Raw genomic sequence first — 26,774 nt, forward strand, 5'->3', positions numbered from 1 at the left:
GTGAGATTGGAAGGTGAAAGCGAGAGTGCCGCCCTCTTGTCGGCAGACATTAAAAAACCACATGGGCCCAAGGGCCCATGTGGTTTTTCTGCGGTGATTGCTTGTCTTTATCTGGCTTGGCGTACCGGTACGGCGCGGGTGGTGGCCACTTCGTAGCGGCTCTGGCTTGCCGGAGCCCCTTTCTGGAACTGGCGTACCAGCCGGTCGAGATCGCTTAACTGGTTTACCAGCTGGGTGATGCCGTGCACGGCATGCTGGCTGCCGACGCTGGAGTCATCGGCCAGGGTCTTGATGCTGAGCACGTTGCGGTTGATCTCGGCGGTAACGTGGGACTGCTCCTGCACCGCCTGGGCAATCTGGCTACTGCCGGAAGCCACCTGCTGCAACATGTTGTTGATCTGCTGGAGTATATTGCCGGTCGCGGTGGCCTTCTGCTGGCAACTGTCGGCAAGTTGGCAGCCCTTCTCCATCGCCTGTTCAGCCTCGCCCGAGCTGGTTTGCAGCTCGGTGATCATCTTCTGGATCTCGCTGGTCGAGGATTGGGTCTTGATGGCGAGGGTGCGGATCTCGTCGGCCACTACCGAGAAGCCGCGACCCGCTTCGCCAGCCCGGGCCGCTTCGATGGCGGCGTTGAGGGCCAGCAGGTTGGTCTGGTTGGCGATGTTGTTGATCACATCGAGGATGCCGTCGATATCGCGGCAGTGGCCGACCAGCGCACTGATCACGCTCTTGGAGGTGATAAGTTCGCTGTTCATACCCGCCACGGCCGCTACGGTTTCGGCCACGCTACTGTTGCCGCTCTTGAACAGCACGGCCGTTTCATCCAGCAGGCTGGAGGAGTCAGTCGAGCTTTGTGACACCTCGCGAATGGATTCCGACATCTCGGTCACGGCAGTGGCTACCTGATTGGTTTCGGCCTGCTGCTGTTGCAGGTTGTCGGTGATGGATTCGGCGTTGCGCAGATCCCCCTCGGCGGCCTGCAGGATCTTGCTGCAAGTCTGCTGGGTACGGGCCAGCACGGCGTTGAACTCGGCCTGATTCATCACCATCGAGAGTTCGATGGCGGCGATGTTGTCCACCTTGTTGGTGTAGAGCAGCTGCATCAGCGGGTTGTCAAAGCGGCTGCGGGCCATCTTGTTGAGCTTGCCGAGGCGACGGGAGAGGGCATTCAGGGTGATGGCCGCTATTGCCAGCGGCAGGGCGGCCAGCGCCAGTTGCCAGTTCATATCGTGGCTGTAGCCCAGGGCAAACATGGCGAGCAGGCTCAGCAGCAGACAGAGGTTGATGGCCAGGGTATGGGAGAAGGTGGGCAACTTGAGCGCCAGCGGCAGCTTGTTGTTGCGAAGGTCGGCATAGACCTTCTCGGCCCGCTGTTTGATCTCCTCGCTCGGGGCGGTGCGCACCGACTGATACTCCACCACCCGGCCGCTGGCATCCTTGATGGGGGTGACAAAGGCGCTGACCCAGTAGTGATCGCCATTCTTGCAGCGATTTTTCACCGGCCCCATCCAGCTCTTGCCATCCCTGATGTGACCCCACAGATCGGCAAAGGCCTGTTTCGGCATGTCAGGATGGCGCACCAGATTGTGGTGTTCCCCCTTCAGCTCGTCGAGCGAGAAGCCTGCAATATCGCAGAACTCCTCGTTGGCGTAGGTTATGCGGCTCTCCAGATCCGTGGTGGAGATGAGGCTCTGGTGGTCTGGATAGAGACGTTCTCTTTGGGTAACCGGTTGATTGATTCTCATGGCCTTGTTCCCGAGCTGTGGTGGTTGAATTTTGATCTGCATCAAGACATGTGCAAAGGGCGGGCCAGCTGGCAAAAGCTAATGATTGATGTGTTATTAGTGTCGTTTTGGCAGGAAAAGACCGTTGCTGTTTGCAATATGCAACGGAACAGACGGGGTGTGCCTCTGTGGCATCTGCAATTTGCAACCTATTCTGGACAAGCCCATAAGCTTGGAGCCAGCAGCTTGATGCGAAGGAGCCATGAACCGACGGGGCATCCGCTGCCCCGCCAGAGATCAGGGGAGAGGGTCGGGAGCGGGTGAGGAGGGGGGGCTGACGAGCTGCATCACTTCAATCTGGATACCCTGCACCAGCACGGTTTTCAGATCCTGCAGGTACTCCTCCAGCGGCGACTCTTGCAGCAGCTGGGCGAGCTCGTTGCCCACCGGGGTGAGCCGGTAGTAGAGCAGGGTGATGTTGTTCTGCTTGCACTGCAGCCGCCAGCGCTGGTTGCCGAACTCCAGCTCGACCCCATCGGCGGGCAACGGGCCTGACTCCAGCTCCGCGCGATGCAGCAGCCCCAGCTCAAACAGTTGCAGCAGGGCGTTGTAGGGCAGTCGGTATTTGCCAAGGCCAAGGCGCGTTGCTTTGGCGCGACTCAGCAGGGTGGCCCCCTTGTGCAGCCCCAGCAGCAGTCGCTGCTCGTCGCTGCCGGTGTAGTGGCAAGTCAGTGAACAGATGCGCTGAAACAGCTGGGCCTCGCGCTGGGTCATCTCTTTGAGGGTGGCGAGCGCGCGTATGGAGAAGCGGCCCGGCGTGGCGACTTCCAGCGCGAAGATCCGCCCCCACAGCTGCTGCATCGGCACCATGCTGATATCTTCCGCCAGTTGCAGGAAGCGGGTCAGCCAGTCGCTGTCCATCTCGCCGCCAGCCGCGGTCTCTTCGCAGTGGCGGGAGGCCATCACCATGATGGCTTCCAGATTGCGCTGGCGAGCGGCCTGATCCGCCAGATGGCGAAAGGTGGCGCGCTGTTCAAAGGTGCTGTCGCTGTTGCGGGTGAGCATGCCGTCGATACCGCGACTGCGTGCCAGACGCAGGGTCTGCTCCTGGCTGCTCAGGATCGAACTCTCTTTTTTCGGGGGGGGGAGGTCTGCCATGCTGACTCCATTCGCACAGGTTCTGGAGCTGAATGTTACTCCAACCGGGATGCCAAGATAACAAAGCGGCCTCCGTGGAGGCCGCTTTTTTTGCAACGGGAGGATTACTCCTCGTAGACACTCACCTCGACCGCTTCCATCGAATAGGAGGCGGTGGCCATCTCGTGACTGGAGCTGACCGTGCGCATCTTGCCCTTCACCCAGATGGCATCCCACAGATCATCCACCGGCGCACCCTTGGGGTAGCTCACATAGATCACCTGATTGGTGGGGGGCGGCGGCACATGGATGCAGGCGCCGAAGTAGGGCACCAGCAGGAAGGCGGTGATCTTCTTGGCATCCCCCTCCAGTGGCACCACGAAGCCCGGAATGCGCACATCCTGGTTGTCCAGCTTCTTGTTCACTCCGCCCACCGGTTGCGGCACCGACATGGGATCTTCGTGATTGACCTGGGGTGGTGGCAGCAGTTTTTCCCCTTCCGGGATGAGCACATCCCAGTCGATAGTTTTGTAATCGGCGGCCAGGGCGGGCAGCACCAGCAGGCTGGCGAGCAGCGCCACAATTTTCCACTTCATCATCTGTCCTTCTGTTTCGATTTTTGGGCGTCTCGCTAGACGCGAATGCTCATGCCATCGCTCAGGCTGTAGCGGTAAGCGCGGGCAGCAGGGAGCAGGCCAATCACCATGCCTGCCAGCCACACTACCCCCAGCAACTGCCACTCGTAGGCGCTCGGCAGCCCCAGACTCAGTTGCAGGCCATAGTGGCTGAGCAGCCAGGGCGAGGCAAGCCCCTGCCCCAGATAGAGCACGGCGACCCCGAGGGCGATGCCGACCGTGGTCAGCGCCATGGCCTCCAGCGCCAGCAGCAGGAACAGGTGGGCAGGGCCCGCACCGAGGGAGCGCAAGATGGCGAGCTCCCGGCGCCGCTCGTTAAGCCCTGCCAGCAGGGTAGTCAGCATACCGATAAGGCCCGCGACTACCACGAAACCGGCGATCACCGACAGCGCGGTTTCCGCCACGCTCATCAGGCTCCACAGCTCCTGCAGGGCGGCTCCCGGCAGGATCGCCATCAGCGGCTCTTTGGGATAGGTGTTGACGCTGCGTTGCAGCTGGAACGCCAGGATCCGGTTGCTCAAGCCCACCATAAAGGCGGTGATGGTTTTCGGGGTGAGATCCTGCGCCAGCGCCTGCTCCGGCGTCACGTTTTTGCTGTGACGGCCGGTGTCCCAACCAAGATGGATCGCCTCTATCCCCGCCAGCGGCACATGGATTGTGCGATCGATGGGCGTGCCGGTCGGCGCCAGAATACCCACCACCTTGAACGGCAGGTTGTCGTGCTGGCTGAACGAGGTGTTGCCAGCGCCGTGGGCGATGACGATGGATTGGTCGAGGTGATAGCCGAGCTTCTCGGCCACCTGGGCGCCGAGTACCGCTTCAAACGGCGTGTCGAAAGGCCGACCTTCGCGCAGTTGCAGCGACTGTTGCTGACCGTACTTCAGGTGAGTGAAGTAGTCGCCATTGGTGCCGAGCACTCGAAATCCCTTGTGGGAGTCACCAAGGGAAAGCGGGATGGTCCAGGCGACGCCCGGTTTCTGTTTGATGGCCTGATAGGAGTCCCACCCCACGTTGTTGGTGGGGTTGCCGATGCGAAACACCGAGTAGAGCAGCAGGTTCACCTGACCGGAGCGGGCGCCGACGATGAGATCGGTTCCCGAGACGGTGTTGGAGAAGCTTTCACGGGCCTGGGTGCGCACCCGCTCCACCCCGAGCAGCAGGGTGACGCTGATGGCGACGGCCAGCAGGGTGAGCCCGGCGGTGAGGCGGCGGGCCCAGAGACTTTGCAGGGCGAGCTTTAGCATGATGCCCTCCGGTTGAGCTGTTGCAGGTTTTCGACCCGCGGGAACAGGGGTTCGAGATAAGGGTCGTGACTGACGAAGATCAGGGTCGAGCCCTGCTTGTCGCACTCCTCGAACAACAGCTTGATAAAGGCGGCCCGGTTGTCGGTGTCGAGGGCCGAGGTGGGCTCGTCGGCGATCACCAGTGGCGGTGAGCCGATCAGCGCCCGTGCGGCAGCAACTCGCTGCTGCTGGCCGATGCTGAGGGCATGGACGGGGCGATGCATTGCGTCATCCGGCAGTTGCAGCTCCGCCAGCAGACGGCGCGCCTCCTGCTCCGGACTCCCTTGCAGGCGGGCCCGTTTGGCGGGCGAGAAGGTGAGGGCTGCGGTCACGTTGTCCTGCACCGAGAGAAAGGGCAGCAGATTGAACTGCTGGAAGATATAACCCAGATTGGCCGCCCGGAAGTGGTCACGGGCACGGCCAGAGAGCTGAGCCAATGGTTGGCCCAGCACCTCCAGGGTGCCGTGGTTGGCGGTCTGGATCCCGGCCAGCAACCCGAGCAGGGTCGATTTGCCGGAGCCCGACGGGCCCTTGATAAAGACCCGCTCACCCTCGCGGATGGTGAGGGCGGGCAGATCGAGTACAGCGTCGCCACCTGGCCAGGCAAAGGCCAGATCGCGGATCTCAACCACGGCTTTTTTCATGGCGTTACCAACTCAGCTTGTTGGCGGATGGGGTCAGCTCGCCTGCGGTCTGGCCGGTGGGCAGGATCCCCTGCACGCTCAGCTTCTCAAGGCTCGGATAGACGCTGAACAGGGTCGCCTCAAGGCCGGTCAGTTTGGCCGGTGTGGCGCAGGTGTAGGTGTACATGGCGCCCATATCGGCGTGACCCGCTTCGTCATGATCATGGTGATCTTCATGTTTGTCGCTGGCAGCCTTGTCATGGTCATGGTCATGGTCGTGATCATGCTCTTCTTTGGCGGCTTGCAGCTCCTGCTGGGTCAGTTTGCAGCCCGCCGCCGGGTCGAAGCGGAACAGGGCGTCAGGCTGCTGGAGGCGGGCGACCGCCTTGGCATACTGCGCCTTCTCTTCATCGCTCTTGGCGGCGTGCTCGAAGCCCACCAGATCGGCTGCGGGTGCCTGCAGCTCGATCATCAATTGGTCGCCATCGACCACCAGATTGAGGTGGCCGTGGCCATGCTCGTGGGCGCCGTGGCTGTGGCTCTCGTGTTCGTCGTGATTTGCGTGTGCGCCAAAGGTGGCTACCGCCAGCAACAGAGTAACTGCTTTCATCTTTAATCCTTTTTCAAAACAAATAGCGAAATTAAACAAAGGGATAGAGAAAAGCAGAGGCGGGCGGCGCACGGATGGCATAGCTGTGAAGCGTGGCGGTATCTGCCGAGCGTTGCATGATTGCAACTGCGGGCAGAACAGAGGTTGAACCGGGGAAACAATAGGGGGTGGCGGTGATGACCTGTTTGCCATCCAGATGGAGGGCGCAGACCAGGCAGTGATGGTCGTCGTGGCCGGGCAGGGCAGATTCAAACTGGTGCCGGGCAAGGGCAGGCTGCAGCCATAACCAGCCCAGCAGCAAGATCCAGATTTTCAGCTTGATACGACCCATAGACCCTTATGGAAAGGGCGCCATCAGCGCCCTTTCTCTCTGACTTAGAGATGGGACTTGATGAGCCCCATCACGGTAGCAATGTTGTTGGCATCGAGCTGGCCATCTTTGGCAAACAGCACCTTGCCCTCTTTATCCAGCAGGATGATCGCCGAGCTTTCCGGCGTCAGATCCCAGGCGTTGCGCGCCATGCCCTTGGCATCCAGCACCATGGCGGACCAGGGGAACTCTTTCTTGCTGTCCTCGGCACTGCTCTTCACGAAGCCGGATGTGCCCCAGATGGCGTCATTGCTGTTGATGACGGTAACGGTCTGGTACTTGTCTTGCGGCAGTTTGGCGGCCTTGATCGCCTCGATCATCGGGGCGTTCAGCTCCTTGGCACTGGAGCGACCGGCAATATGCTGGATCAGGAACACCTTGCCGGTGAGCGAGGTGCTCTGCCACGGCTGGTAGCCGATATCCTTGCCGTTCAGTACCAGCTCACCCTTGTCACTGACATTGACCAGCGGCACCGGGTTGCCATCCTTGAAGTTGTGAGCAAAGACCAGAGATGGCAGCAGCGCCAAAGTAAGTACGAGATGTTTCATCCTGATGACACTCCATTTGTTATGTTATAACGAGTTTCGGATTGAGGGAATGGGCGAGCTTCATCCTAAACTGATCGGATCTGTTTAAAAAGTGTTAAATAAGATCGCAATTCAGAAGCGTCGGCGCCCCGCCAGTCAGGTGGTTGGCTGGCAAGGGCGGCTAGGATGGCATGACATCAATAAAAATCAATGAATTGGCTGCTGGTCTGAGCTGTCTGCGTCAGTAGAGCGACTCGCTGATGAGGGGGATCTTGGCCATGGTCATCTGCTGGGCCAGCAGGGACGAGCCGGTCAGCAGCACATGGCGCTGATTGTTGATCACCACCACATCACCGGGTACGCCACTGTCTGCCGTAATGGCCAGCCAGGCAGGGGAGACGCTGCCGATGCTGATATCCGGATAGATGATGCTGAGCACATATTGCGGGGCCAGCTCCGCCAGCAGACTGGCCATCAGCAGCGCCTTCTCGTCGCTATCGGCCTTGTTATCCTGCAACGCCTGCAGCGGCGGCGCGAAGTGATCCAGCTGCTCCGGCTGGGTGGGGATGGCGTTCAGCCACTCCTGCAGCAGGCTGACGCTGGTGGCGAGATCCTTGGCGGCAAACTGCTGCGCCAGCGGCTTGAGATGCCCCTTGAAGTGGTAGAAGAGCTGGGAGTAATCGGGTCGCACGCAAGGCAGTTTGCGATTGGCCGGATGGACGCAGGGTATCACCCTCATCTGGTAGAAGGCATCCTCCTGATACTGCTGGTAGGCTTGCCAGAACAGCAGCGACTCCATGCTGTCGTCCCGCAGGGTGAAGGCCTGCTCCAGATTGCGAAATTTGGTAGCGGTCTCGGGGCTGCTCTGGTTGATCAGGTTGATGCTGTTGTAGAGCCGCGGGCTGATGTAGGCGTAGAGGGTCTCCAGCGGATTGGTGAGAGAGGCCTTCAGCAGGCTCATCTCGTGGCGACTGGCGGCCATCACCTGATCGTCGGTGGTCAGCTGGAAGTGCTTGCGCTGGCCATCGGTGGATTGCCACTGCCAGCTCATGTTGATTTCGCTGGCGTTGCTTGTAGCACCAAGAGTGGTGCAGAGAGTGAGGCTGAGCAACAGCGCGGGGGTCAGCTTCATGGTGGTGCTTCCTGCCGTGGACGATAATTAACAACTAGGTGAGCCGGCACCACTTTGGTGATGTTTCGTTTTGTGATCTGGATAACAGATTGATGTGACTTTTAATTTAATTGTGAAATTAAGTCACTCTGGAGGGGTTATGAAGCCTTGGATCATAGTGCTGTTTGGGCTGCTCAGCCTGCCAGCCATGGCGGGTCAGGTGATCGTCAACAAGGGGATGTCCATTGCGGATACCTTTGCTCTGCGTGACCAGCTGGCGCGCGAACACGAATGGCAGGAGTGGCTGCGCTACCAGCAGGCCATCAAGTGGCTGGAGGTGTTACCGGTCAACTGCGAGCTGATGAGCCAGCCGGGCGGTGGCTATCGCTGTGGCGGTGATTACTATCGTCCCTACCAGAAAGATGGTCGTGAAATATACATTCAGGGCAATCCTGCCGGTCAGCTGCCGCAAACACCGACAAAAAAGGCGCCATAAGGCGCCTTTTTTACAAACCGAGTGATGCTTACTTGGCAGCGTAACGCTCGGCAGAGGTTTTGATCTCGGCTTCGGCAGCGGCCTTGTCGCCCCAACCTTCCACCTTGACCCATTTGCCCGCTTCCAGCTCTTTGTAGCGCTCGAAGAAGTGCTGGATCTGGGCTTTCAGCAGTTCCGGCAGATCGTTCACATCCTGGATGTGGTCGTACTGCTTGGTCAGCTTGGAGTGCGGTACGGCAACGATCTTGGCATCTTCGCCAGATTCGTCGGTCATCTTCAGCACGCCAACCGGGCGGCAGCGAATGACGGAACCGGCCAGCAGCGGGTAGGGGGTCGGAACCAGTACGTCGACGGGGTCACCATCCAGAGAGAGGGTCGCGTTCACGTAGCCGTAGTTACACGGATAGAACATCGGGGTAGACATGAAGCGATCGACGAAAATAGCACCGCTGTCCTTGTCGACTTCGTATTTGATCGGGTCGGCATTCTGCGGGATTTCGATGATGACATAGATATCGTCGGGCAGGCTCTTGCCGGCCGGTACCAGGTTCAGGCTCATGATAATTCCTTCGTTGTTAGTATCAGGTTTGCAGGCCGATATTATAGCGATGTGATGTTAAATGACCATATTTCAGCGGATATCGCTAACAAAGAAGGGGGATGTTTCCGCTTTGCGGCACTTTGATGTGTGCGGGATGCAACAAAACGGCTGTTTTGATGCCCTGCCGCTGACCTTGGTCACCGGCAGGGCATGTGGAATTGCGAGCAAAGGGGGTCAGAGCGAGTAGGGGAGTCTCGACTCGTTGACCAGTCGCGATAGGGCTGTCACTACATGAGGGTCAAACTGGGTGCCGGAGCGGGACTGGATATACTCCATGGTCTGCGCCAGCGTCCAGGGCTCCTTGTAGGGGCGCTTGCTGAGCAGGGCATCGAACACATCGACCACCGCCACAATCCGCGCCGACAGCGGGATCTGCTGGCCAGTCAGCTGCTGCGGGTAGCCCTTGCCATCGAAGTGCTCGTGGTGGCCCCGGGCGATCTCTGCCCCCAGCGAGAGGTAGCTGGTTCCCTCCACCATTTCGCCCGCCTTGTGCAGGATATTGGCGCCGATACCGGCGTGCTGCTCCATGATGGCCCGCTCTTCCGGGTCGAAACGGCCGGGCTTGTGCAGGATATGGTCCGGGGTGCCCACCTTGCCCACATCGTGCAGGATGGAGGCCATGCCGATCATCTCGACAAACTCCGGGGTCAACTGCTCGGGATAGGCCGCCATCTGCTTCAATTCGGCCACGATGGCATCCGAGAGCTTCTGCACCCGCAAGACATGCTCGCCGGTATCGGAGTCGCGAAACTCCGCCAGCGCCGCCAGCGCCACCACGGTGGCCTCCTGGGCGCGTAGCAACTGGTTGTAGAGATAGAGGTTGTCGTAGGCCGCCGAGATGCGCTGACAGAAGACATCCAGCAGGTCGCACTCGAGGGGATCGAGGGGCTGGGTCGGGGTAAAACTCAGCACGAACTCGCGACCATTCTGGGCGGCGATATAGAGGGAGTCCTGCGGGTGTTCAAAGCGGTTGCTGCGCGCCGCCAGTGCCTTCAGAACCGAGTCATTGAGGGTGGGGAAGTCGGTGATCTTGCCATCATCCAGCAGAGTCTCGTAGTCGCCGGTGGCGGCGAGGATCTCCAGCCCCTGTTCACCGGGACGGCGCTCGGCACAGATAGCCCCTTCGGTGCCCACATCGAGAATGGCGCTGATCTGTTTCAGCACGCCGGAGGCAAACTCCTTGAGTGAATGAAGATGGTAGAGATCGCCCGCCCCTTCCAGAATTTTGCCGAGCCCCTGACGGCTCTTGTCGATGGCACTGAGGGTTTCGTATGAGCGCAGGGATGCGATGACGGTGGTGTAGAGCTTTTGTACCGTCAGTTCGGTCTTGGTCTTGTAGTCATTGATGTCGTAATCGAGGATCACCCGCTGCTCGGGGGCTTGGCCGGGTTGGCCGGTACGCAGCACGATCCGTACCAGCGAGTTGTGCATTTCGTTGCGGATCCGGTGCACCAGCCGCAGACCTGCATCTTCGGTCTCCATCACCACATCGAGCAGGATCAGCGCAATCCTGGGATTGGCCTCCAGCATGCGGCCAGCTTCGGCGCCGCTGTAGGCATTGAGCAGCTCCAGCGGACGGGATTTGTAGTGAATGTTGGAGAGGGCCAGGCGGGTGGCATGATGGATATCCGGCTCATCATCCACGATCAGCACTTGCCATGGGTTGAGTGCCTTGGGGACCACGACCTCCTCATCATCGAGTTCGATGATGTCGTCGTCCAGCAAGATATCGTCCTTGTCTTGGGCACTGCTCATATCGGTTACGCCTCCGGCGCTCAATGAGTATGTGAACAGTATGCACGATCACATCCTCTCGGATCATCAGGATAAGTAGATATCGTGAGCTGGCTCCGCCTCTTTATCGCTACTCGAAAGGTTCCAGATACCCCTGGATCGACTTCTTCAACCAGGCCAACACCTTGCCGTGATAGGCGTTTTCCGCCAGATAGACCCCGTAATCCCGCCACTGCAGGCTGAACTTGTGTTTCAAGGTCAGCAGGGTGCCTTGCCGCAGCTGGCTCTGGATCAGTGGCGAGGGGAGCACCGCCCAGCCCAGTCCGTCCAGCACCGCATTGCGCATCAACTCGAAGCTGGAGAGGCCGATATGCTGGCCTCCCACAGGTAGCAGGCTTTTTACCGAAAATTCATCTACATACGAGAGGGTGACCTGGGTGTGATCGGTCAGATCCTGCTGTTTGACCCGCTTCAGTCCGGCCAGCGGATGGCTGGGCGCCACCACCATCAGGGTGCGGATCGGGTTGAGCACGTCGATATTGAGGCCGCTGCGCTCCTGATCTTCGGTAATAAGGCCAAAGGCGGCATCGACGAACCCCTCTTCCACCAGCGCCGGCAGTTCGGGTGGGGAGGCGAGCACCAGAGAGATACTGGTACCGGGAAACTGATTGTGCAGGCTGGCCAGCATCTCGCGCCACACCGGCTCGGGAATGGCGTCATCGCGGGCAACCCGCAGCGCCACTTCGGCCCCCGAGGCGTAATGTTTGCACTTCTGCTGCAGGCTGTTGGCTGCCTGCAGCAGGCGAGTGCAATCATCAAGCACCAGCTCGCCGATCTCGGTCAGACGACTCTGATTGGCACCTCGTTCAAAAAGTTCGACGCCAAGCTCAACTTCCAGCGCCGCGATGGCAGTGCTGACGGCGCTGCGGCTTTTGCCGAGGCGACGGGCGGTGTTGGCAATAGAGCCGCTATTGGCTGACTCTACAAAGAGTTCTATCTGATATAGCTTCATGTTTTACAGGCTGTTGCGGAGTTTTTCACCATCACCTTAGCGTGCCGAACCAATGCAAGGCAAACCTGTGGCGTCGGAATAATCGACGCTGAGCGATTGTCGCGAGTTGCTTCTCCCCGTTTACCATCTCTCCCGTCGAAGCAACAAAGGCATCTTATATGTTATTAAGTCGTATGTTTCTGGCCCGGCTGTTTTTGACCGGCGCCATCGTGACCGAGGTCGCCGGTACCTCCAGCATGGCCATGATCCCCGAGCAGGGAGCTGGCTGGATGAATTACATCCCGATGTGGCTGTTGATCGGCTTCTCGTACTGGTTGCTGGCGAAAGCCGCCAAAACAATCTCCATTGGTATTGCGTTTGCGCTCTGGGAGGGGCTCGGGATCACCCTGATCACCATAGTGTCGGTCATGTTCCTTGGTTACGATGTGACCGTTCAGGAGCTGATTGGCCTGGCTCTCGCGATAGTGGGGATTGTTATGGTGACCATGGGGGAGACCCATGATGAGCCTGCAGACAAGTCAGTAGACGCGGAGGCCACAGCATGAGTCCGTTTGTGATTGTATTGGGTGCCGCACTGATCGATATCGGCGCCAACATGGCCATCAACCGCTCCAAGGGTTTTCGTTACAAGGGGTGGGGATTCCTGGGGATCATGCTGGTACTCGGCGCCTTTACCCTGCTCTCGGAAGCGGTAAGTGGCGGCCAGATTGACCTGGCTGTTGCCTACGCCACCTGGGGGGCTATCGGCATCGTCGGTACGGCGCTGGGCGGTTTGCTCTTCTTCGGTGAGCGGCTCAAGCCCATCGGCTGGGCTGGCATGATGGTGATGGCGCTGGCTGTCGTTATGCTGACTACCGCCTGATAACCTGAAGCAATAAGAAAAGCCGCCCGGTTTCGCCGGGCGGCTTTTTGTTTGGCCGACTGTTTGACCGACTCAGGCTCAGCGCGGCGCTTCGTAGAGCTCCAGCGGCAGGCCGTCGGGGTCGGCGAAGAAGGTAAAGCGCTTGCCGGTCAGCTCGTCCACCCGTACCGGCTCTACCTCGACCCGATGGGCCTGCAGATGGGCGATGACCCGGTCAAGATCGCTGACCCGAAAGGCGAGATGGCGCAGGCCGCACGCCTCGGGCCTGGAGGGGCGCTCGGGAGGCGAGGGGAAGCTGAACAGCTCCAGCTGGCTGCCGTCCGGCAGGGCCAGATCCAGTTTCCACGATTGACGTGCCTCGCGCAGGGTTTCGGCGATGATGGGCAGCCCCAGCACCTCGTGGTAGAAGTGGCGCGAGCGTGGGTAATCGCTGGCGATGATGGCCACATGGTGGATGGCGTCAAACAGCGGAAAGGTCATGGTGTTTCCTTGTCAGCAGCATAGTGAACGGGCAGCCTGCGCTGCCCGTGTCGTTGATCTAGTTGAAGAAACCACCGAACCAGTCATCCAGCGCACTGCGCGGCGACGCACTGCTGGCGCAGCCGGCCGGGGAGCCCATGGTGGATGCCTTGGCCGGCACCTGCAGGCTGCCCGGGCAGTCGCTGGCGACGCGGGTGCCGCTGGCGCGGGAGAAGTTGGCCCAGGTGACCCCTTCCGGCATCTTCAGCCCCAGACTGTTGACGCCGCGCTGGCTCATGTAGCCGCTAAAGAGCTGCAGGGCTCCGCTGGCTCCGGTCAAGCCCGCCGGGGTGTTGTCGTCGCGACCGACCCAGATACTGACCAGCTCGTTGTTGTCCATCCCGGCAAACCAGGAGTCGCGCAGCTCGTTGGTGGTGCCTGTCTTGGCCGCCATGGTGGCGCCCGGGAACTTTGCACTGAGCGCGCGGGCCGTGCCCTGACTCACCGTCTTGGTCATGGCGAACAGGGTCAGCCAGCTCGCCTGTTGGTCGGTGACCCGCTTGGCGGTCTGATCATGCTGATAGAGCAGGCTGCCATCTCCGTTCACCACGGCGCGAATGGCCGACAGCGGCTGGGTCAGCCCCTGATTGGCGATGGGCAGATACATCTGGTTCACCTCCAGCGGGGAGAGGGCCACCGCCCCCAGCACCAGCGACGGGTAGGGCTGGATCTCCTGCTGGACTCCCAGCTTGTGCAGGGTATCGACCACTTTTTCCAGCCCGACTTGCAGACCCAGATTGACGGTCGGTACGTTGAGGGAGCTGGCCAATGCATCCATCAGCGGCACGCTCTGGCGGAACTTGCGATCGTAGTTTTGCGGTGTCCAGACCTGACCATCCTGACCGCGAATGCGGATCGGCTGATCTTTGAGCGGGGTCGCCAGGGTCAGGCCGTTGGATAGACCGGTCAGGTAGACCGCCGGTTTCACCAGCGAGCCGATCTGGCGGCGGGCATCCAGCGCCCGGTTGAACCCGGCGTAGCGGGGATCGCGGCCACCCACCAGCGCGACGACTTCGCCCTTATGCCAGTCGGAGACCACCATGGCCGCCTCCAGCTTTTTCTTGCCGCGCAGTTTCTCGATATCGGCGAGGCCCGATTCGACCGCCCGCTCGGCCGCGTGCTGGGCGATGGGGTCGAGGCTGGTGAAGATCTTGAGGCCGGACTGCTTGAGCAGATCGGCACCGAAGCGGCTCTGGATCTCTCGCTTGAGTAGTCCCATGAAGGCCGGGGTGCGACCATAGCTCATCTGGCCGCGAGCGATGATGCCGAGGGGCTGGCGGCTGGCCAGCTCATATTCGGCCTGGGTCAGGCTGCCGTGATCCATCAGCAGCTTCAACACCAGATCACGGCGGGTCTTGGCCCGCTCCGGGAAGCGCCAGGGATCGTAATAGGAGGGGCCTTTCACCAGACCGACCAGCAGGGCGACCTGATCGATATCCAGCTCGTTGACCGGAATGCCGAAGTAGAAGTAGGAGGCGAGGCCGAAACCATAGACCCCTTGCGAGAAGTTTTGCCCCAGATAGACCTCGTTGAGGTAGGACTCGAGGATCTCGTCCTTGCTGTAGCGATAGTCGATCAGCACCGCCATATAGGCTTCCTGCAGTTTTCGCCACAGGCTGCGCTCACGGGTCAGGAAGAAGTTTTTGGCCAGCTGCTGGGTCAGGGTACTGCCCCCCTGCACGGTGCGACCCGCGATCAGGTTGGCGAACATGGCGCGCATGATGGCCACTGGCGAGACGCCGCCATGCTGGTAGAAGTCGCGATCTTCGGTGGTGAGCAGGGTCACCAGCAGGCTGTCGGGCACTTCGGCGATACGTACCAGCAGGCGATCTTCCCGATCTTCGGTATTGAGGCGATCGAGCAGCACCGGGTCCATCTGGGCGTAACCGAGCTGGCGCTGGTTCTCCAGCGACTGGATCCCCTCAAGGCGCGGGCCGTTGAAGGTGAGGCGCAGGCCACGGGCACCGTCGGCGCCATCATAGAACTCGAACGGACGGCGAATCAGCTCGATGCGGTTGCCGTTGATGGTGTATTCACCCGGCGTGTGAGGCTGGCGCACCTGCTTGTAGCTCAGCATATTGAGCTCGCGCAGCATCTGGTCCCGCGACAGGCGCTGGCTGGGATAGAGCTCCAGCGGGCGGCTGTAGACCATCACCGGCAGCTGCCACTTCTCGCCATCGAAGCGCTCGCGCACCTTGGTATCGAGGTAGATGCCAAACACCACCATAAAGGCCGCCACCACCAGGGAGAGCTTGAAGCCAAGCCAGAACAGCTTGCGCCAGATGGTGCGTTTGGGCGCTGCCTTCTTGGGGGCACGCTTGCGTCGTTGGGTTGCCATAAATCCTCTTTGCTTTCCTTTCTACTTGTTATGTCGCATTCGCGAACGTTCGAGCGGGATTAACCCGCCGAACCTAGATGCCCATCTTCTTTTTGGTGACTTTGGTCGGCATCGCCTCCAGCGGATTATCCGGCCAGTAGTGGCGGGGATAGCGCCCCTTCATCTCTTTCTTCACCTGTTCGTAGGATCCAGCCCAGAAGGCGGCCAGATCGGCGGTGATCTGCAGTGGTCGCTGGGCGGGGGAGAGCAGCTCCACCACCAGCGGTACCCGGCCATCGGCCACGCAGGGGGTCGAACCTTGCCCGAACATCTCCTGAATGCGCACCGGGATCACCGGTGCCTGCCCCGGTTGATAGCGGATCCGCACTCGGCTGCCGGTGGGCGCTGCAAAGTGGCTCGGCAGCGCCTCGTCCAGCCGTTTGGGCAACGGCCAGGGCAGGGATTGGCGCAGGATGTCGCCGAGGTTGAGCTTTTTCAACTGCTCCAGCCGGGTCATGCCGCTCACCGCTGGCAGCAGCCACTGTTCCAGCGTGGCCAGCAGGCTCTCGTCATCCATGGCTGGCCACCCCTCATCGGGCAGCCAGTCGCGGGCGCAGCGCAGACGGGCCAGCAGCCCTTCGCTGCTCTCGTCCCACGGCAGCACATGCAGCCCCTTGCGGCGAATGCCTTGCAGCAGGCAGCGCCCTTTCTGCTCGTCAGAGAGTTCGGTCAGCGGTCGCTGGCTCAACACCAGCTCGCCGATCACCTGCTGGCGTTCGGCGCGCACCCGCTCTTCCCGTTCATCCCAGTCGAACCACTGTCGTTCGCTTACCAGTTCCGGCAGCAGGCGTACCAGCTCGTCAAGATCGACCGGTTCGACGATAAAGATGCGGCTACCGCGATCGTTCTGCCCCATCTCGATGGCGATAAGGGCCCCTTGTCCCTGACAGGGATGACCTTCTACCAGATCGCAGCTCACCCCACCACTGAGTTGATAGCGACTGCCGCTGCGCAGTTTGCCGATGCGATCCGGCCAGGCGAGGGCGCAGAGTAGCCCCAGCCACTGACCCTGCGCAGTGGCAGGGCGTACGCCAAGCCGTTCAAACCAGCGGGCCGCGCCCTGGCGCAGGGCGTTTTGACGGCGGTGGAACAGCACAGAGAGGCGCTCCGATCCTCGCAGATCTTCTTCCTGCAACGCCACCAGATATGCGGCATCGGCGACAATCCCTGTCAGACCTTCAGCTTCCAGCTCGCGGGCGCGCAGCAGCATGCGGGCGAGACGGGGATGGGTACCGAAGGCCGCCATGGCACGACCAGCCGGGGTAAGTTGTTGCTCACCCTCCGGCTTCATGGCGCCGAGGGCCACCAGCAGCCGCTGGGAGCTGGCGACGGCCGCCGGCGGCGGCATGTCGAGCAGCGGCAGATCTTCCACTTTTGCCCCCCACTGGGCGGCATCCAGCAGCAGGCCGGTCAGCTCCTGAGTGAGAATATCTGGCGGGCTCTGCTCGGCGAGCCGCTCCTGCACCTCGCTGCTCCAGAGCCGGTAGCAGACGCCGGGGCCGAGACGGCCAGCACGGCCTGCCCGCTGGGTGGCGGAGGATTTGGCTATCTGGCGTGTTTCCAGTCGGGTGACACCGCTTTTCAGATCATAGGAGGCCCGTCGTTCCAGCCCACTGTCGATCACCACCGAGATCCCCTCGATGGTGAGGGAGGTCTCCGCCACATTGGTGGTGAGCACCAGCTTACGGTGGCCCGCAGGTGCCGGTTCGATGGCTGCCTGCTGCGCCGCCATGTCGAGGCGGCCGTAGAGGGGGGCGAGGGTCATGTCGTCCGGCAGTTTGTCTGCCAACCATTGCGCCAGTCGCTCGATCTCACCCTGTCCCGGCAGAAAGACCAGCAGGCTGCCGCGGTGGGCGGCCAGCGCTTCGAGCACCACGGCACCGACCTGCGGCTCCAGCCACTGCTGGCGATTGGCGGGGCGGTAGTGATAGTCGATGGGAAAACCACGCCCCTCGGAGCGAACCACTGGGGCATCCGGCAGCAAGGTCTCGAGTGCCATGCCATCCAGGGTTGCGGACATCACCAGGAGCTTGAGGTCATCGCGCAATCCCTGCTGGCTCTCGATGGCGAAGGCCAGCGCGGTATCGGCGTGCAGACTGCGTTCGTGGAACTCATCGAAGATCACCAGCGAGACGCCAGTCAGCTCCGGGTCTTGCTGTAACATCCGGGTCAGCACCCCTTCGGTGACGATCTCGAGCCGGGTCGCTGCGCTGGTGCGGCTCTCGCCACGCACCCGCAGGCCGATGCGCTCGCCCACCTTCTCCCCCAGCTGACGGGCCAGAAACGTGGCGATATTGCGCGCAGCCAGGCGCCTTGGTTCCAGCATGATGATGCGGCCGGGCAGCCGGTTCTGACGCACCAGCTCCAGCGGCAGCAGGGTCGATTTGCCCGCGCCGGGTGGCGCCTGCAGGATCACGCTGGTGTGGCTGTCGAGGGCGGCAAAGAGTTCGGGCAATACCGAAACGATGGGGAGCTGGGACAAAGCGATGAGCACCTTCTGTAGCAACCGGTAAAACGGCGCCTATTCTGCCACAGCCACCCGCGCCACCGTGAGTGGATGTGAGGAGATGGCCACTCGGGCGGGAGGCTGGCGAGACATGGCCGGATGGCTGCCATAGAATGGGCTCATCCAATGAGCGTGAAAAAGGCATTATCACCACATGGCCAAACTCTTCTTTGCCCTGCCCGTCAAGGAGCTCGCCCCCGAGCTCATCGCCTGGCGCGATCAGCTGCCCTGGCCCGGTCAGCCGGTGCCGCAAGCCAACCTCCACCTGACCCTCGCCTTTCTGGGGGAGGCGGACGAGTTGACCACCCGCCGCCTGATCGCCGCCGTGGAGCGTCAGCACTGTCCGCCGCTCTCCATCAGGCTGGATGAGACCGGCTGGTTCAGCCGGGCCAAGGCTGCCTGGATTGGCCCGAAGGAGTGGCCCAACGAGCTGACCGTGCTGGCAAAGGCGCTGCGACGCCACGGTGAGAAGTTGCGTCTTGGCAATGGCGAGCAGGGTTATCGCCCCCATGTCACCCTGTCGCGCAAGGCGGGTGAGGCGCCTGCCATCCTGCCTGCCCCAAATTTTCTGCTGCAGGCAGATGAGTTCTGCCTCTATCAATCCATCTCGACTCCGGACGGGGTGCGCTATGAGCCGCTTGCCTGCTGGCCGCTGCGTGCCCGGGTAAAAGAAGATGCGCGGAGGGCTAACCCGTGATCTTTGATCCCCCCCTGCAATCGGGCCAGCTGGTGGCCCGCTACAAGCGCTTTCTGACCGATGTGCAACTCGATAACGGCGAGGTCATCACTATCCACTGCGCCAATACCGGTGCCATGACCGGTTGTGCCGATCCGGGCACCCGGGTCTGGTACTCCACCTCCGATAACCCCAAGCGCAAGCTGCCCAACAGCTGGGAGATCGCCGAGAGCCCGGCGGGCCACTTTATCTGCGTCAACACGGCGCGCGCCAACCAGATTGCCCGGGAGCTGATCGAGCAGGAGGCCATTGCTCCGCTGGCGGGTTACAGCCGGTTGCGCACCGAGGTGAAGTATGGCGAAGAGAACAGTCGCATCGATCTGTTGCTGGAAGATGACGAGAAGGGCAATTGTTACATCGAGGTAAAATCGGTCACCCTGCTCGACGAGCGGGAGGAGGCTGGCATGGGCTACTTCCCCGATGCGGTCACCGCCCGTGGTGCCAAGCATTTGCGCGAGTTGATGGCGATGAAAGCGGCGGGCCACAGGGCAGTGCTGCTCTTTATGGTGTTGCACTCCGGAATAAGCCGGATGCGCCCTGCAACCCATATAGATCCGCACTATAGTCTGCTAATTGAGCAGGCAATCGCGGCGGGGGTTGAAATTTTATGCTATCGGCCCCATGTTGGGGTGCAAGGCATGGTGGCTCAAGGGTTTATCCCGTTTGAATCTGGTCACCTGTTACCCGAGGGGAGTGCATAAATATTGGAGTGGGTAACATTATTGGTACGGCTCGTTTGCTTACCCGTTACCCTTCTGCTATAGATGTCGCCCTCAATTTATGGATGGCACGGGTAGCGTGCTGAATTAGGAGACAGGGCATGCCAACAGGCGAAAACAGGAAATCTCTGGGCCCCCTGGCCATTGCGGGTGTCGCGCCTTACCAGGAAAAGCCGGGTGAGGAGTACATGAATGACCAACAAAAGGCGCATTTTCGCAAGATCCTGGGTGCCTGGCGCAACCAACTGATGCAGGAAGTTGATCGTACCGTCGACCATATGAAAGACGAGGCTGCCAACTTCCCGGATCCCGTGGATCGTGCCGCGCAAGAAGAAGAGTTCGCTCTTGAACTGCGTACCCGCGACCGTGAACGCAAGCTGATCAAGAAGATCGAGAAGACCTTGCAGCTGCTTGAAGACGATGATTTCGGTTACTGCGAACACTGCGGTATCGAGATCGGTATCCGTCGTCTGGAAGCCCGTCCGACTGCCGACCTCTGTGTCGATTGCAAGACGCTGGCCGAGATCAAGGAAAAACAGATGGCCGGTTGATCCCGACCCTCTGGTATATGAAAAAGGGAGCTCGCGGGCTCCCTTTTTTATTGAGCTTTTGGCGGTCGCGCCCCAGAATGCAGCCTCAATGAATCGCTTACCCGAACAGTCATGCCAGTGAATCCCCTGTCCTCACCCCTTGCGCGCCCCTATGTCGGCCGCTTTGCTCCCTCACCCTCAGGCCCGCTTCATTTCGGTTCGCTGATCGCCGCCCTCGGCAGCTTTTTGCAGGCCAGAGCGCAGCAGGGACGCTGGCTGGTGCGCATCGAAGATATCGATCCGCCGCGGGAGATGGCAGGGGCGGCCGACCTTATTCTCAAAACCCTTGAGGCATATGGTCTCGAGTGGGATGGAGAGGTGATGTTCCAGAGTGCGCGCCACCGCCGTTATGACGAGATCATCGACCAGCTCTACCGGGCGGGGGATCTCTACTGGTGCCGTTGCACCCGGCGCGAAATTATGGCCGCGGGCGGTCTCTACAGCGGCCACTGCCGCACCCTCGGGCTTGCGGCCGAAGGTTGCGCCGCCCGGCTGCGCCAGCACCATCCGGTCTACCACTTCGATGATCGCTTGCAGGGCCATATCGCGGTCCCGGCGGCGCTCGCCGAGGAGGATTTCATTATCCGCCGCCGCGACGGGCTCTACGCCTACAACCTGGCGGTGGTGGTGGATGATATGGACAGCGGCATCACCGAGATAGTGCGCGGTGCCGATCTGCTGGAGCCCACGGTGCGCCAGATTGCCCTCTACCAGACCCTGGGGGCACCGGTGCCCGACTGGGTGCACCTGCCGCTGGCGGTGCTGGCAGATGGCAACAAGCTCTCCAAGCAGAACCATGCGCCTGCGCTGGCGCTCGATGAGGTGCGCCCGGCACTGTGGCAGGCGCTGCACTTCCTCGGCCAGTGCCCGCCGCCCGAGCTGATGGCGAGCCGGATCGACGAGATCATCCGGTGGGGTATCGCTAACTGGCAGCTCGAACGGGTGCCAGCCAGCGAGAAGATCCCGCTGGACATTGAGTAAAGAGAGCCGGTTTTCGTGTAATAGGACGTGAGCTGGGCGCTGATAGACCGCTATTTTCGCTGGCAGACGGTTTCATGCGGGATCAATTGTCAGCACGGTTTTTCATTTGGTTAGGCGTGAGCTATGATAGGCCGCTATTTTTTGGCCTCCCGTCAATTTAGAAGTCATGAAGAGGTGTACCATTTTTTCCCAGATCGCAAACTTTTGCCGCAAGGTGCTCGGCAAGGAAGACGGCGAGCAGTCGGTGGAATCCCCCATTCCAGCCCGTGTCGCCGGTCAACGTCGTACCTTAAGCCGTGATCAGCACCCTATTTCGCGCAAAGAGATCAGCGAGAATGCACTCAAGGTGCTCTATCGCCTGAACAAGGGCGGCTATGAGGCCTACCTGGTCGGCGGCGGAGTCCGGGATCTGCTGCTCGGGAAGACGCCCAAGGATTTCGACATCGCAACCGATGCGACGCCGGAGCAGATCAAGGCGCTGTTCAGCAACTGCCGCCTGATTGGCCGTCGTTTCCGCCTGGCCCACATTGTCTTTGGTCGTGACGTGATCGAAGTGGCCACCTTCCGGGGTCACCACCATCAGGTCAATACCAGCAAACATGTGTCGGCCCAGTCTGATGAAGGCATGCTGCTGCGCGACAACGTCTACGGCACCATCGAAGAGGATGCCGAGCGCCGCGACTTTACCGTCAACGCCCTCTACTACAGCGCCAAGGATTTCACTCTGCACGATTTCGAAGGGGGTCTGGAAGATCTGGCTGAGCGCAAGCTTGAGCTGATCGGCGATCCCGAGACCCGTTATCGTGAAGATCCGGTGCGCATGCTGCGCGCCGTGCGCTTTGCCGCCAAGCTGGATATGACCATCAGCCCGCGTACCGCCGCCCCCATCAAGGAGCTGGCGCCGCTGCTGCAAGACATCCCGGCTGCCCGCCTGTTTGAGGAGACCCTCAAGCTGTTCCTGGCTGGCGACGGTCTGGCGACCTACAAACTGCTGCGCGAGTATGGCCTGTTCCAACAGCTGTTCCCGCAAGTGGCGGCGCTGTTTACCCCGCACGGCAACTCGCCCTACGAGCAGTTTATCGAGCAGGCACTGATCGATACCGACACCCGCGTTCGTGAAGACAAGCGCGTCACCCCCGCCTTCCTCTACGCCACCCTGCTGTGGGGCTGCGTCGAGGCCCGTGGTCGGGTGCTGGAGAACGAGAGCGGCCTGCCCTGGTATGACGCCTTCATGCTGGCGATCAACGAGGTGCTGGACAATCAGGTGCGGATCATCGCCGTTCCCCGCCGTTTCACCACAGATGTCCGCGACATCTGGGCACTGCAACAGCGGCTGACCCGTCGTCAGGGCAAGCACCCCGAGCGCGCCATGGAGCATCCCAAGTTCCGCGCGGCGTTCGACTTCCTGTTGCTGCGCAACCGGGTCGAGCGCGGTCTCGGCGAGCTGGCCAGCTGGTGGGAGCGCTATGTTGCCTCCAATCCGGATGTGCGCCCGCAATTGCAGCGTGAAGCGACCCGTCGCCCGGCCAGCGGTGAGCGCGGCGAGGCCCGTAGCCACGATGGCGAGAAGCGCAGCAGCAACAGCCGCAACCGTCGTCGCCCCCGTCGTCGCAAACCGAAAGTGGCCGAGTGACAACAGACGTGATGACCGAGGTCTTCATCGCCATTGGTTCCAACCTGTCTGATCCGCTGGGTCAGGCTCGTCGCGCCGTTGCCGCGTTGGCAAGGTTGCCGGAATCTGTGCTGGTGGAGGCCTCGTCGTTTTACAGCAGCCGCCCCATGGGGCCTGCTGACCAACCGGACTACGTCAATGCCGTGGCCCGGCTCAATACCCGGCTCGCGCCCCTTGCGCTGCTGGATCAATTACAAAAAATCGAGTTGGAACAGGGACGTGTGCGCAAAGATGAGCGGTGGGGGCCGAGAACTCTGGATCTCGATCTGCTGCTCTATGGGGATCAGGTGATCAACCATGAGCGCCTGATCGTACCCCACTACGGCATGAAGGAGCGGGAGTTCGTGCTGCTGCCCCTTGCCGAAATTGCGCCTGCTCTGGTGCTGCCCTGCGGCACCCCGCTCGCCCGACTGGTTGCCCGCTGCCCGCACAATGATTTGGCCATCATTGCCCCGCGTGCAGACGTACAGGAGCCTCTATGAGCAAGATCACCACCGCCAGCCTGCTGAAGATGAAGCAGGACGGTCAAAAGTTCACCGCCATCACCGCCTATGATGCCACCTTTGCCAAGCTGTTCGACGACGAGGGGGCCCACGTGCTGCTCATCGGCGATTCACTGGGCATGGTGCTGCAAGGGGGTCAGGATACCCTGGCGGTCAACATGGATGAGATGGTCTATCACACCCGCTGTGTGGCGCGCGGTGCCAGCAAGGCACTGGTGGTCGCCGACATGCCGTTCATGAGCTACGCCACCCCCGAGCAGACTTACCAGAACGCCGCCCGCCTGATGGCGGCCGGTGCCCGCATGGTGAAGATGGAAGGGGGCGACTGGCTGTGTGATTCCATCCGCCACCTCACCCGCAACGGGGTGCCGGTGTGCGGTCACCTAGGCCTCACTCCGCAATCCGTTCATGTCTTTGGTGGCTTCAAGGTGCAGGGGCGTGACGAGTTTCAGGCACAGGAGATTTACCGTCAGGCCCTCGAACTGCAAGCGGCCGGTATTCAGCTGCTGGTGCTCGAGTGTGTGCCCACTGCGCTGGCCGAGCGCATCACCAAGGCGCTTCGCATCCCGGTGATCGGCATTGGTGCAGGCCCCGCGACCGACGGTCAGATTTTGGTGATGCACGATGCCTTTGGTGTCACCTCCGGCTATGTGCCCAAGTTCACCAAGAACTTCCTGGCCGAGACCGGCGATGTGCGTGCCGCCATCCGCCTCTATGTCCAGCAGGTGAGCGAGGGGAGCTTCCCCGGCCCGGAGCACTGCTTCAACTGATCCTGGCGGTTGCATGATGGGGGCTGCGGCCCCCGTCTCTGCTTCTCAGCCTCGCACAGTTAATCCGTATAGCTAATCCGTATCTTATTGATTCATCTAAAGGTGAACTGCTGATAGCCATGTTCGTGCCCCATCCCGCCCGAGCACTATCTGTGGATGCAACCCGTCTCTCTTTTTGATTTATCGGAAGGTGAACTGCTGATGTTGGTCGTAAATAATCCCGTCGTTCTGCGTGAGCAGATAAGCCAATGGCGCCGTGAAGGGCGTGCCATCGCATTCGTGCCCACCATGGGCAATCTGCATCAGGGCCACCTGACGCTGGTGAAGGAGGCGCACAGCCACGCCGAGAAGGTGGTGGTCAGCATCTTCGTCAACCCGATGCAGTTCGACAAGGCCGAGGATCTTGCCAACTATCCGCGCACTCTGGAGCAGGATTGCTCTGCGCTGGAAGCCGCCGGCGTCGATATGGTGTTCACCCCGACCCCGGAGATCATGTATCCGCAGGGGCTGGCGAGCCAGACCTTCGTCGAGGTGCCGGGTCTCTCCAATCTGCTGGAGGGGGCGCTGCGCCCGGGTCACTTCCGTGGTGTCAGTACCGTCGTCACCAAGCTGTTCAATCTGGTACAGCCGGATGTGGCCTGCTTTGGCCAGAAGGATTACCAGCAGCTGGCGCTTATTCGCAAGATGGTGGCCGACATGGCGATGCCCATCGAGATCGTCGGCGTGCCCACCGTGCGGGCCGAAGACGGGCTGGCGCTCTCTTCCCGCAACGGCTACCTGACTGCCGCCGAGCGGGCCATTGCACCCGAGTTGGCGCGCACCATGAACTGGATTGCCGAGCAGATTGAAGCGGGTGACCACCACCTGCCCTCCTTGGTGGCGCAGGCCAGCCAGCGCCTCGACAACGCCGGTTTTCGTACCGATGCCATCGACATCGTCGATGCCGCCACCCTCGAATCCGCCACTGACGAGAGCGCGCAGCTGGTGATCCTGATGGCTGCTTATCTGGGCAAGGCCCGCCTTATCGACAACCGCGTCGTCGCCGTAAAGAAGTAATTCCCCCGATTGTCAGCGGACGCCTTCCCGGGCGTCCGCTGCTTTTTCACGCCTGCCATTTGGCGTTTTTCCTCGCGACTCTGCTCGTACCCGCTGTTTTCTCTCTCCACAATCGGCCCTGATGGCCGCTACAGGTGTTTATTTATGTTTACCTTGTTTGCTTCGTTGCTCTTCTGTCTGCTCTGTTTTGCCCTGACCCGGCTGCCCGCTTCGGTGCCGCTCTCGCGCAAGGTGCTCGCCGGTCTGCTGCTGGGGGGGCTGTTTGGCCTCGGTCTGCAGCTGGGCTGGGGCGCCGATGATGCCGACGTTCAGCAGACTCTGGAGTGGGTCAATATCGTCGGCGGTGGCTATGTCAGCCTGCTCAAGGTGGTGATGATGCCGCTGGTGTTCACCTCCATCCTCTCCGCCATCAACAAGCTGGAGCAGGCCCAGTCCCTCGGCAAGATCAGCGCCGTGCTGATCGGTTCCATGCTGACATTGGTGATGATCGCCGGTGTGGTGGGGATGACCATCACCCACCTGAGCGGTCTCACCGCAGCGGGGTTGTTGAGTCATGGCAGCGACACGGCAGCCCTGCAACAGAGTATGAGCACCCTCGACAGTGCCCAGACCCTGCCTGCCTTGTTGCTCTCGCTGGTGCCCACCAACTTTGCCGCCGATATGGCGGGTAGCCGCGGTCTCTCGGTGATCGGCGTGGTGATCTTCACCGTGCTGGCCGGGGTTGCCCTGCTGCAGCTGAAGGCGGAGCATCCACAGGCGGGTGCCCGCGCCGCCGTGGCCATCGACACCCTGCAACTGTGGGTGATGAAGATGGTGCGGGTGGTGATTGCGCTCACCCCCTATGGCGTGATGGCGCTGATCGCCCGGGTGGTGGCTCACTATCCCCTGAGCGAGATCCTCAGTCTGCTCGGCTTTATTCTGGTCTGCTACGTCGCCATTCTGGCGATGTTTGCGGTACACATGGTGATCCTGCTGCTGATCGGCCAGAACCCGCTGCACTATCTGCGGGAAGTGTGGGGTGTGCTCACCTTCGCTTTTGTCTCTCGCAGCAGCGCCGCCTCCATCCCCCTCAGCATCGAGACCCCGCAGCGCCTTGGGGTGCCCGCCAGCATCGCCAACTTTGCCGCCTCGTTCGGTGCCAACCTCGGCCAGAACGGCTGTGCCGGCATCTATCCGGCCATGATGGTGGCGATGATTGCCCCCATGCTCGGCATCAACCCGTTTGATCCCCTGTTTCTGCTGACTCTGCTGCCAGTGATTGCGCTGGGCTCCATCGGAGTGGCTGGTGTCGGCGGTGGCGGCACCTTCGCCGCGCTGATCGTGCTCTCCACCCTCAACTTCCCCATCGCGCTGGTGGGGGTGATGATCGCCATTGAGCCGCTGGTGGATATGGGTCGCACCGCCCTCAACGTCAACGGCACCATCATGGCGGCGATGATCACCAAACGGTTGCTGGGCAAACAGCAGCTGGCCAACGTGGAGACAGTGCAGACGCAGGCCGCCAGCTAACCCCGAGCGTTACCTATGTCTAGTCCTGAAATAGGTTTACACATTTTCAACTAGCATTTCTCTACTCAGAACCCCCTATGCACCGCATCGGGGGTTCTGTATTTCAACGCA

The 26,774-nt window shown here is 61.1% G+C and carries 27 protein-coding genes; 12 read left to right on the plus strand and 15 right to left on the minus strand.

Going from position 1 to position 26,774, the window contains the following annotated elements; all coding sequences use genetic code 11:
• Positions 1–107 precede the first annotated feature (107 nt).
• From AB5Y86_RS02095 to AB5Y86_RS02135, 9 genes are all read right to left on the minus strand, one after another.
• Positions 108–1,745, minus strand: coding sequence for a PAS domain-containing methyl-accepting chemotaxis protein (locus tag AB5Y86_RS02095; RefSeq protein ID WP_368191941.1), 1,638 nt, complete (start codon positions 1,743–1,745; stop codon positions 108–110).
• Positions 1,746–2,021: 276 nt separating this feature from the next.
• On the minus strand, positions 2,022–2,882 hold the full coding sequence (locus AB5Y86_RS02100; RefSeq protein WP_323927489.1) for a TIGR03899 family protein: 861 nt from the start codon (positions 2,880–2,882) through the stop codon (positions 2,022–2,024).
• A 104-nt stretch (positions 2,883–2,986) separates the two neighbouring features.
• Positions 2,987–3,460, minus strand: a complete 474-nt coding sequence (locus tag AB5Y86_RS02105) for a DUF3299 domain-containing protein (RefSeq protein WP_026034852.1) — start codon at positions 3,458–3,460, stop codon at positions 2,987–2,989.
• Between the two features lie 32 nt (positions 3,461–3,492).
• Positions 3,493–4,740, minus strand: a complete 1,248-nt coding sequence (locus tag AB5Y86_RS02110) for an ABC transporter permease (RefSeq protein WP_042052401.1) — start codon at positions 4,738–4,740, stop codon at positions 3,493–3,495.
• Positions 4,734–5,423 carry an ABC transporter ATP-binding protein gene (locus AB5Y86_RS02115; RefSeq protein WP_368191942.1) on the minus strand — a complete coding sequence of 230 codons (690 nt, stop codon included), beginning with the start codon at positions 5,421–5,423 and terminating at the stop codon, positions 4,734–4,736. Before AB5Y86_RS02115 ends, AB5Y86_RS02110 begins: the two co-directional genes overlap by 7 nt.
• Positions 5,424–5,427: 4 nt before the next feature.
• Positions 5,428–6,012 carry a DUF2796 domain-containing protein gene (locus AB5Y86_RS02120; RefSeq protein WP_368191944.1) on the minus strand — a complete coding sequence of 195 codons (585 nt, stop codon included), beginning with the start codon at positions 6,010–6,012 and terminating at the stop codon, positions 5,428–5,430.
• Positions 6,013–6,043: 31 nt separating this feature from the next.
• Complete coding sequence (locus tag AB5Y86_RS02125; protein ID WP_323970188.1) at positions 6,044–6,343, minus strand: hypothetical protein; 300 nt, start codon at positions 6,341–6,343, stop codon at positions 6,044–6,046.
• 44 nt (positions 6,344–6,387) lie between these two features.
• Positions 6,388–6,930 carry a YtfJ family protein gene (locus tag AB5Y86_RS02130; RefSeq protein ID WP_005343253.1) on the minus strand — a complete coding sequence of 181 codons (543 nt, stop codon included), beginning with the start codon at positions 6,928–6,930 and terminating at the stop codon, positions 6,388–6,390.
• Between the two features lie 220 nt (positions 6,931–7,150).
• Entirely contained in the window at positions 7,151–8,041 is an 891-nt protein-coding gene (locus AB5Y86_RS02135; protein WP_005335678.1) for a hypothetical protein, read from the minus strand.
• Positions 8,042–8,180: 139 nt separating this feature from the next.
• Here AB5Y86_RS02135 and AB5Y86_RS02140 point away from each other — a divergent pair, with 139 nt between their 5' ends.
• Positions 8,181–8,516 carry a hypothetical protein gene (locus AB5Y86_RS02140; protein ID WP_159157627.1) on the plus strand — a complete coding sequence of 112 codons (336 nt, stop codon included), beginning with the start codon at positions 8,181–8,183 and terminating at the stop codon, positions 8,514–8,516.
• Between the two features lie 28 nt (positions 8,517–8,544).
• Here the strand turns inward: AB5Y86_RS02140 and ppa are convergent, their stop codons facing one another.
• The 3 genes from ppa to AB5Y86_RS02155 form a co-directional block, all read right to left on the minus strand.
• Positions 8,545–9,075, minus strand: a complete 531-nt coding sequence (gene ppa, locus AB5Y86_RS02145; RefSeq protein WP_005335667.1) for an inorganic diphosphatase — start codon at positions 9,073–9,075, stop codon at positions 8,545–8,547.
• Between the two features lie 216 nt (positions 9,076–9,291).
• Positions 9,292–10,872: a DUF3369 domain-containing protein gene (locus AB5Y86_RS02150; RefSeq protein ID WP_076492511.1), complete on the minus strand. Its 1,581-nt coding sequence runs from the start codon at positions 10,870–10,872 to the stop codon at positions 9,292–9,294.
• Positions 10,873–10,981: 109 nt separating this feature from the next.
• On the minus strand, positions 10,982–11,863 hold the full coding sequence (locus AB5Y86_RS02155) for a LysR family transcriptional regulator (protein ID WP_106844389.1): 882 nt from the start codon (positions 11,861–11,863) through the stop codon (positions 10,982–10,984).
• 158 nt (positions 11,864–12,021) lie between these two features.
• Here AB5Y86_RS02155 and AB5Y86_RS02160 point away from each other — a divergent pair, with 158 nt between their 5' ends.
• Entirely contained in the window at positions 12,022–12,408 is a 387-nt protein-coding gene (locus tag AB5Y86_RS02160; protein WP_021229559.1) for a multidrug efflux SMR transporter, read from the plus strand.
• The gene (locus tag AB5Y86_RS02165) at positions 12,405–12,725 is read left to right on the plus strand and encodes an SMR family transporter (protein WP_005335659.1); all 321 of its coding nucleotides are present in this window, start codon (positions 12,405–12,407) and stop codon (positions 12,723–12,725) included. The genes AB5Y86_RS02160 and AB5Y86_RS02165 overlap by 4 nt, the downstream gene beginning before the upstream one ends.
• A 78-nt stretch (positions 12,726–12,803) precedes the next feature.
• Here AB5Y86_RS02165 and AB5Y86_RS02170 read toward each other — a convergent pair whose 3' ends face one another.
• The 3 genes from AB5Y86_RS02170 to hrpB form a co-directional block, all read right to left on the minus strand.
• Positions 12,804–13,205: a VOC family protein gene (locus tag AB5Y86_RS02170; RefSeq protein ID WP_139495604.1), complete on the minus strand. Its 402-nt coding sequence runs from the start codon at positions 13,203–13,205 to the stop codon at positions 12,804–12,806.
• Positions 13,206–13,263: 58 nt separating this feature from the next.
• Positions 13,264–15,582: a penicillin-binding protein 1B gene (mrcB, locus tag AB5Y86_RS02175; protein WP_021229558.1), complete on the minus strand. Its 2,319-nt coding sequence runs from the start codon at positions 15,580–15,582 to the stop codon at positions 13,264–13,266.
• A 73-nt stretch (positions 15,583–15,655) separates the two neighbouring features.
• On the minus strand, positions 15,656–18,103 hold the full coding sequence (gene hrpB / locus AB5Y86_RS02180; protein WP_368191948.1) for an ATP-dependent helicase HrpB: 2,448 nt from the start codon (positions 18,101–18,103) through the stop codon (positions 15,656–15,658).
• A 178-nt stretch (positions 18,104–18,281) separates the two neighbouring features.
• Between hrpB and thpR the strand changes: the two genes are divergently transcribed.
• From thpR to AB5Y86_RS02225, 9 genes are all read left to right on the plus strand, one after another.
• A complete protein-coding gene (gene thpR / locus AB5Y86_RS02185) occupies positions 18,282–18,824 on the plus strand; it encodes an RNA 2',3'-cyclic phosphodiesterase (protein ID WP_064335479.1) in 543 nt (180 codons plus the stop codon).
• Positions 18,821–19,564: a DNA/RNA nuclease SfsA gene (gene sfsA, locus AB5Y86_RS02190; protein ID WP_019444756.1), complete on the plus strand. Its 744-nt coding sequence runs from the start codon at positions 18,821–18,823 to the stop codon at positions 19,562–19,564. The genes thpR and sfsA overlap by 4 nt, the downstream gene beginning before the upstream one ends.
• A 119-nt stretch (positions 19,565–19,683) precedes the next feature.
• Positions 19,684–20,133: an RNA polymerase-binding protein DksA gene (gene dksA / locus AB5Y86_RS02195; protein ID WP_005335644.1), complete on the plus strand. Its 450-nt coding sequence runs from the start codon at positions 19,684–19,686 to the stop codon at positions 20,131–20,133.
• A 111-nt stretch (positions 20,134–20,244) separates the two neighbouring features.
• Positions 20,245–21,153 (plus strand): tRNA glutamyl-Q(34) synthetase GluQRS, encoded by a 909-nt coding sequence (gene gluQRS / locus AB5Y86_RS02200; RefSeq protein WP_368191951.1) that lies wholly within the window; start codon positions 20,245–20,247, stop codon positions 21,151–21,153.
• 166 nt (positions 21,154–21,319) lie between these two features.
• Positions 21,320–22,786 (plus strand): polynucleotide adenylyltransferase PcnB, encoded by a 1,467-nt coding sequence (gene pcnB, locus AB5Y86_RS02205; protein WP_005335642.1) that lies wholly within the window; start codon positions 21,320–21,322, stop codon positions 22,784–22,786.
• A gap of 11 nt (positions 22,787–22,797) precedes the next feature.
• The gene (folK, locus tag AB5Y86_RS02210) at positions 22,798–23,307 is read left to right on the plus strand and encodes a 2-amino-4-hydroxy-6-hydroxymethyldihydropteridine diphosphokinase (RefSeq protein WP_005354659.1); all 510 of its coding nucleotides are present in this window, start codon (positions 22,798–22,800) and stop codon (positions 23,305–23,307) included.
• Positions 23,304–24,098, plus strand: coding sequence for a 3-methyl-2-oxobutanoate hydroxymethyltransferase (gene panB, locus AB5Y86_RS02215; protein ID WP_042063124.1), 795 nt, complete (start codon positions 23,304–23,306; stop codon positions 24,096–24,098). The genes folK and panB overlap by 4 nt, the downstream gene beginning before the upstream one ends.
• 201 nt (positions 24,099–24,299) lie before the next feature.
• On the plus strand, positions 24,300–25,154 hold the full coding sequence (panC, locus tag AB5Y86_RS02220; RefSeq protein ID WP_368191953.1) for a pantoate--beta-alanine ligase: 855 nt from the start codon (positions 24,300–24,302) through the stop codon (positions 25,152–25,154).
• Between the two features lie 144 nt (positions 25,155–25,298).
• Positions 25,299–26,663, plus strand: coding sequence for a cation:dicarboxylase symporter family transporter (locus AB5Y86_RS02225; RefSeq protein WP_368191955.1), 1,365 nt, complete (start codon positions 25,299–25,301; stop codon positions 26,661–26,663).
• Positions 26,664–26,774 lie beyond the last annotated feature (111 nt).

Source organism: Aeromonas sp. s8 (assembly GCF_040907785.1).
Taxonomy (GTDB): domain Bacteria; phylum Pseudomonadota; class Gammaproteobacteria; order Enterobacterales; family Aeromonadaceae; genus Aeromonas; species Aeromonas veronii.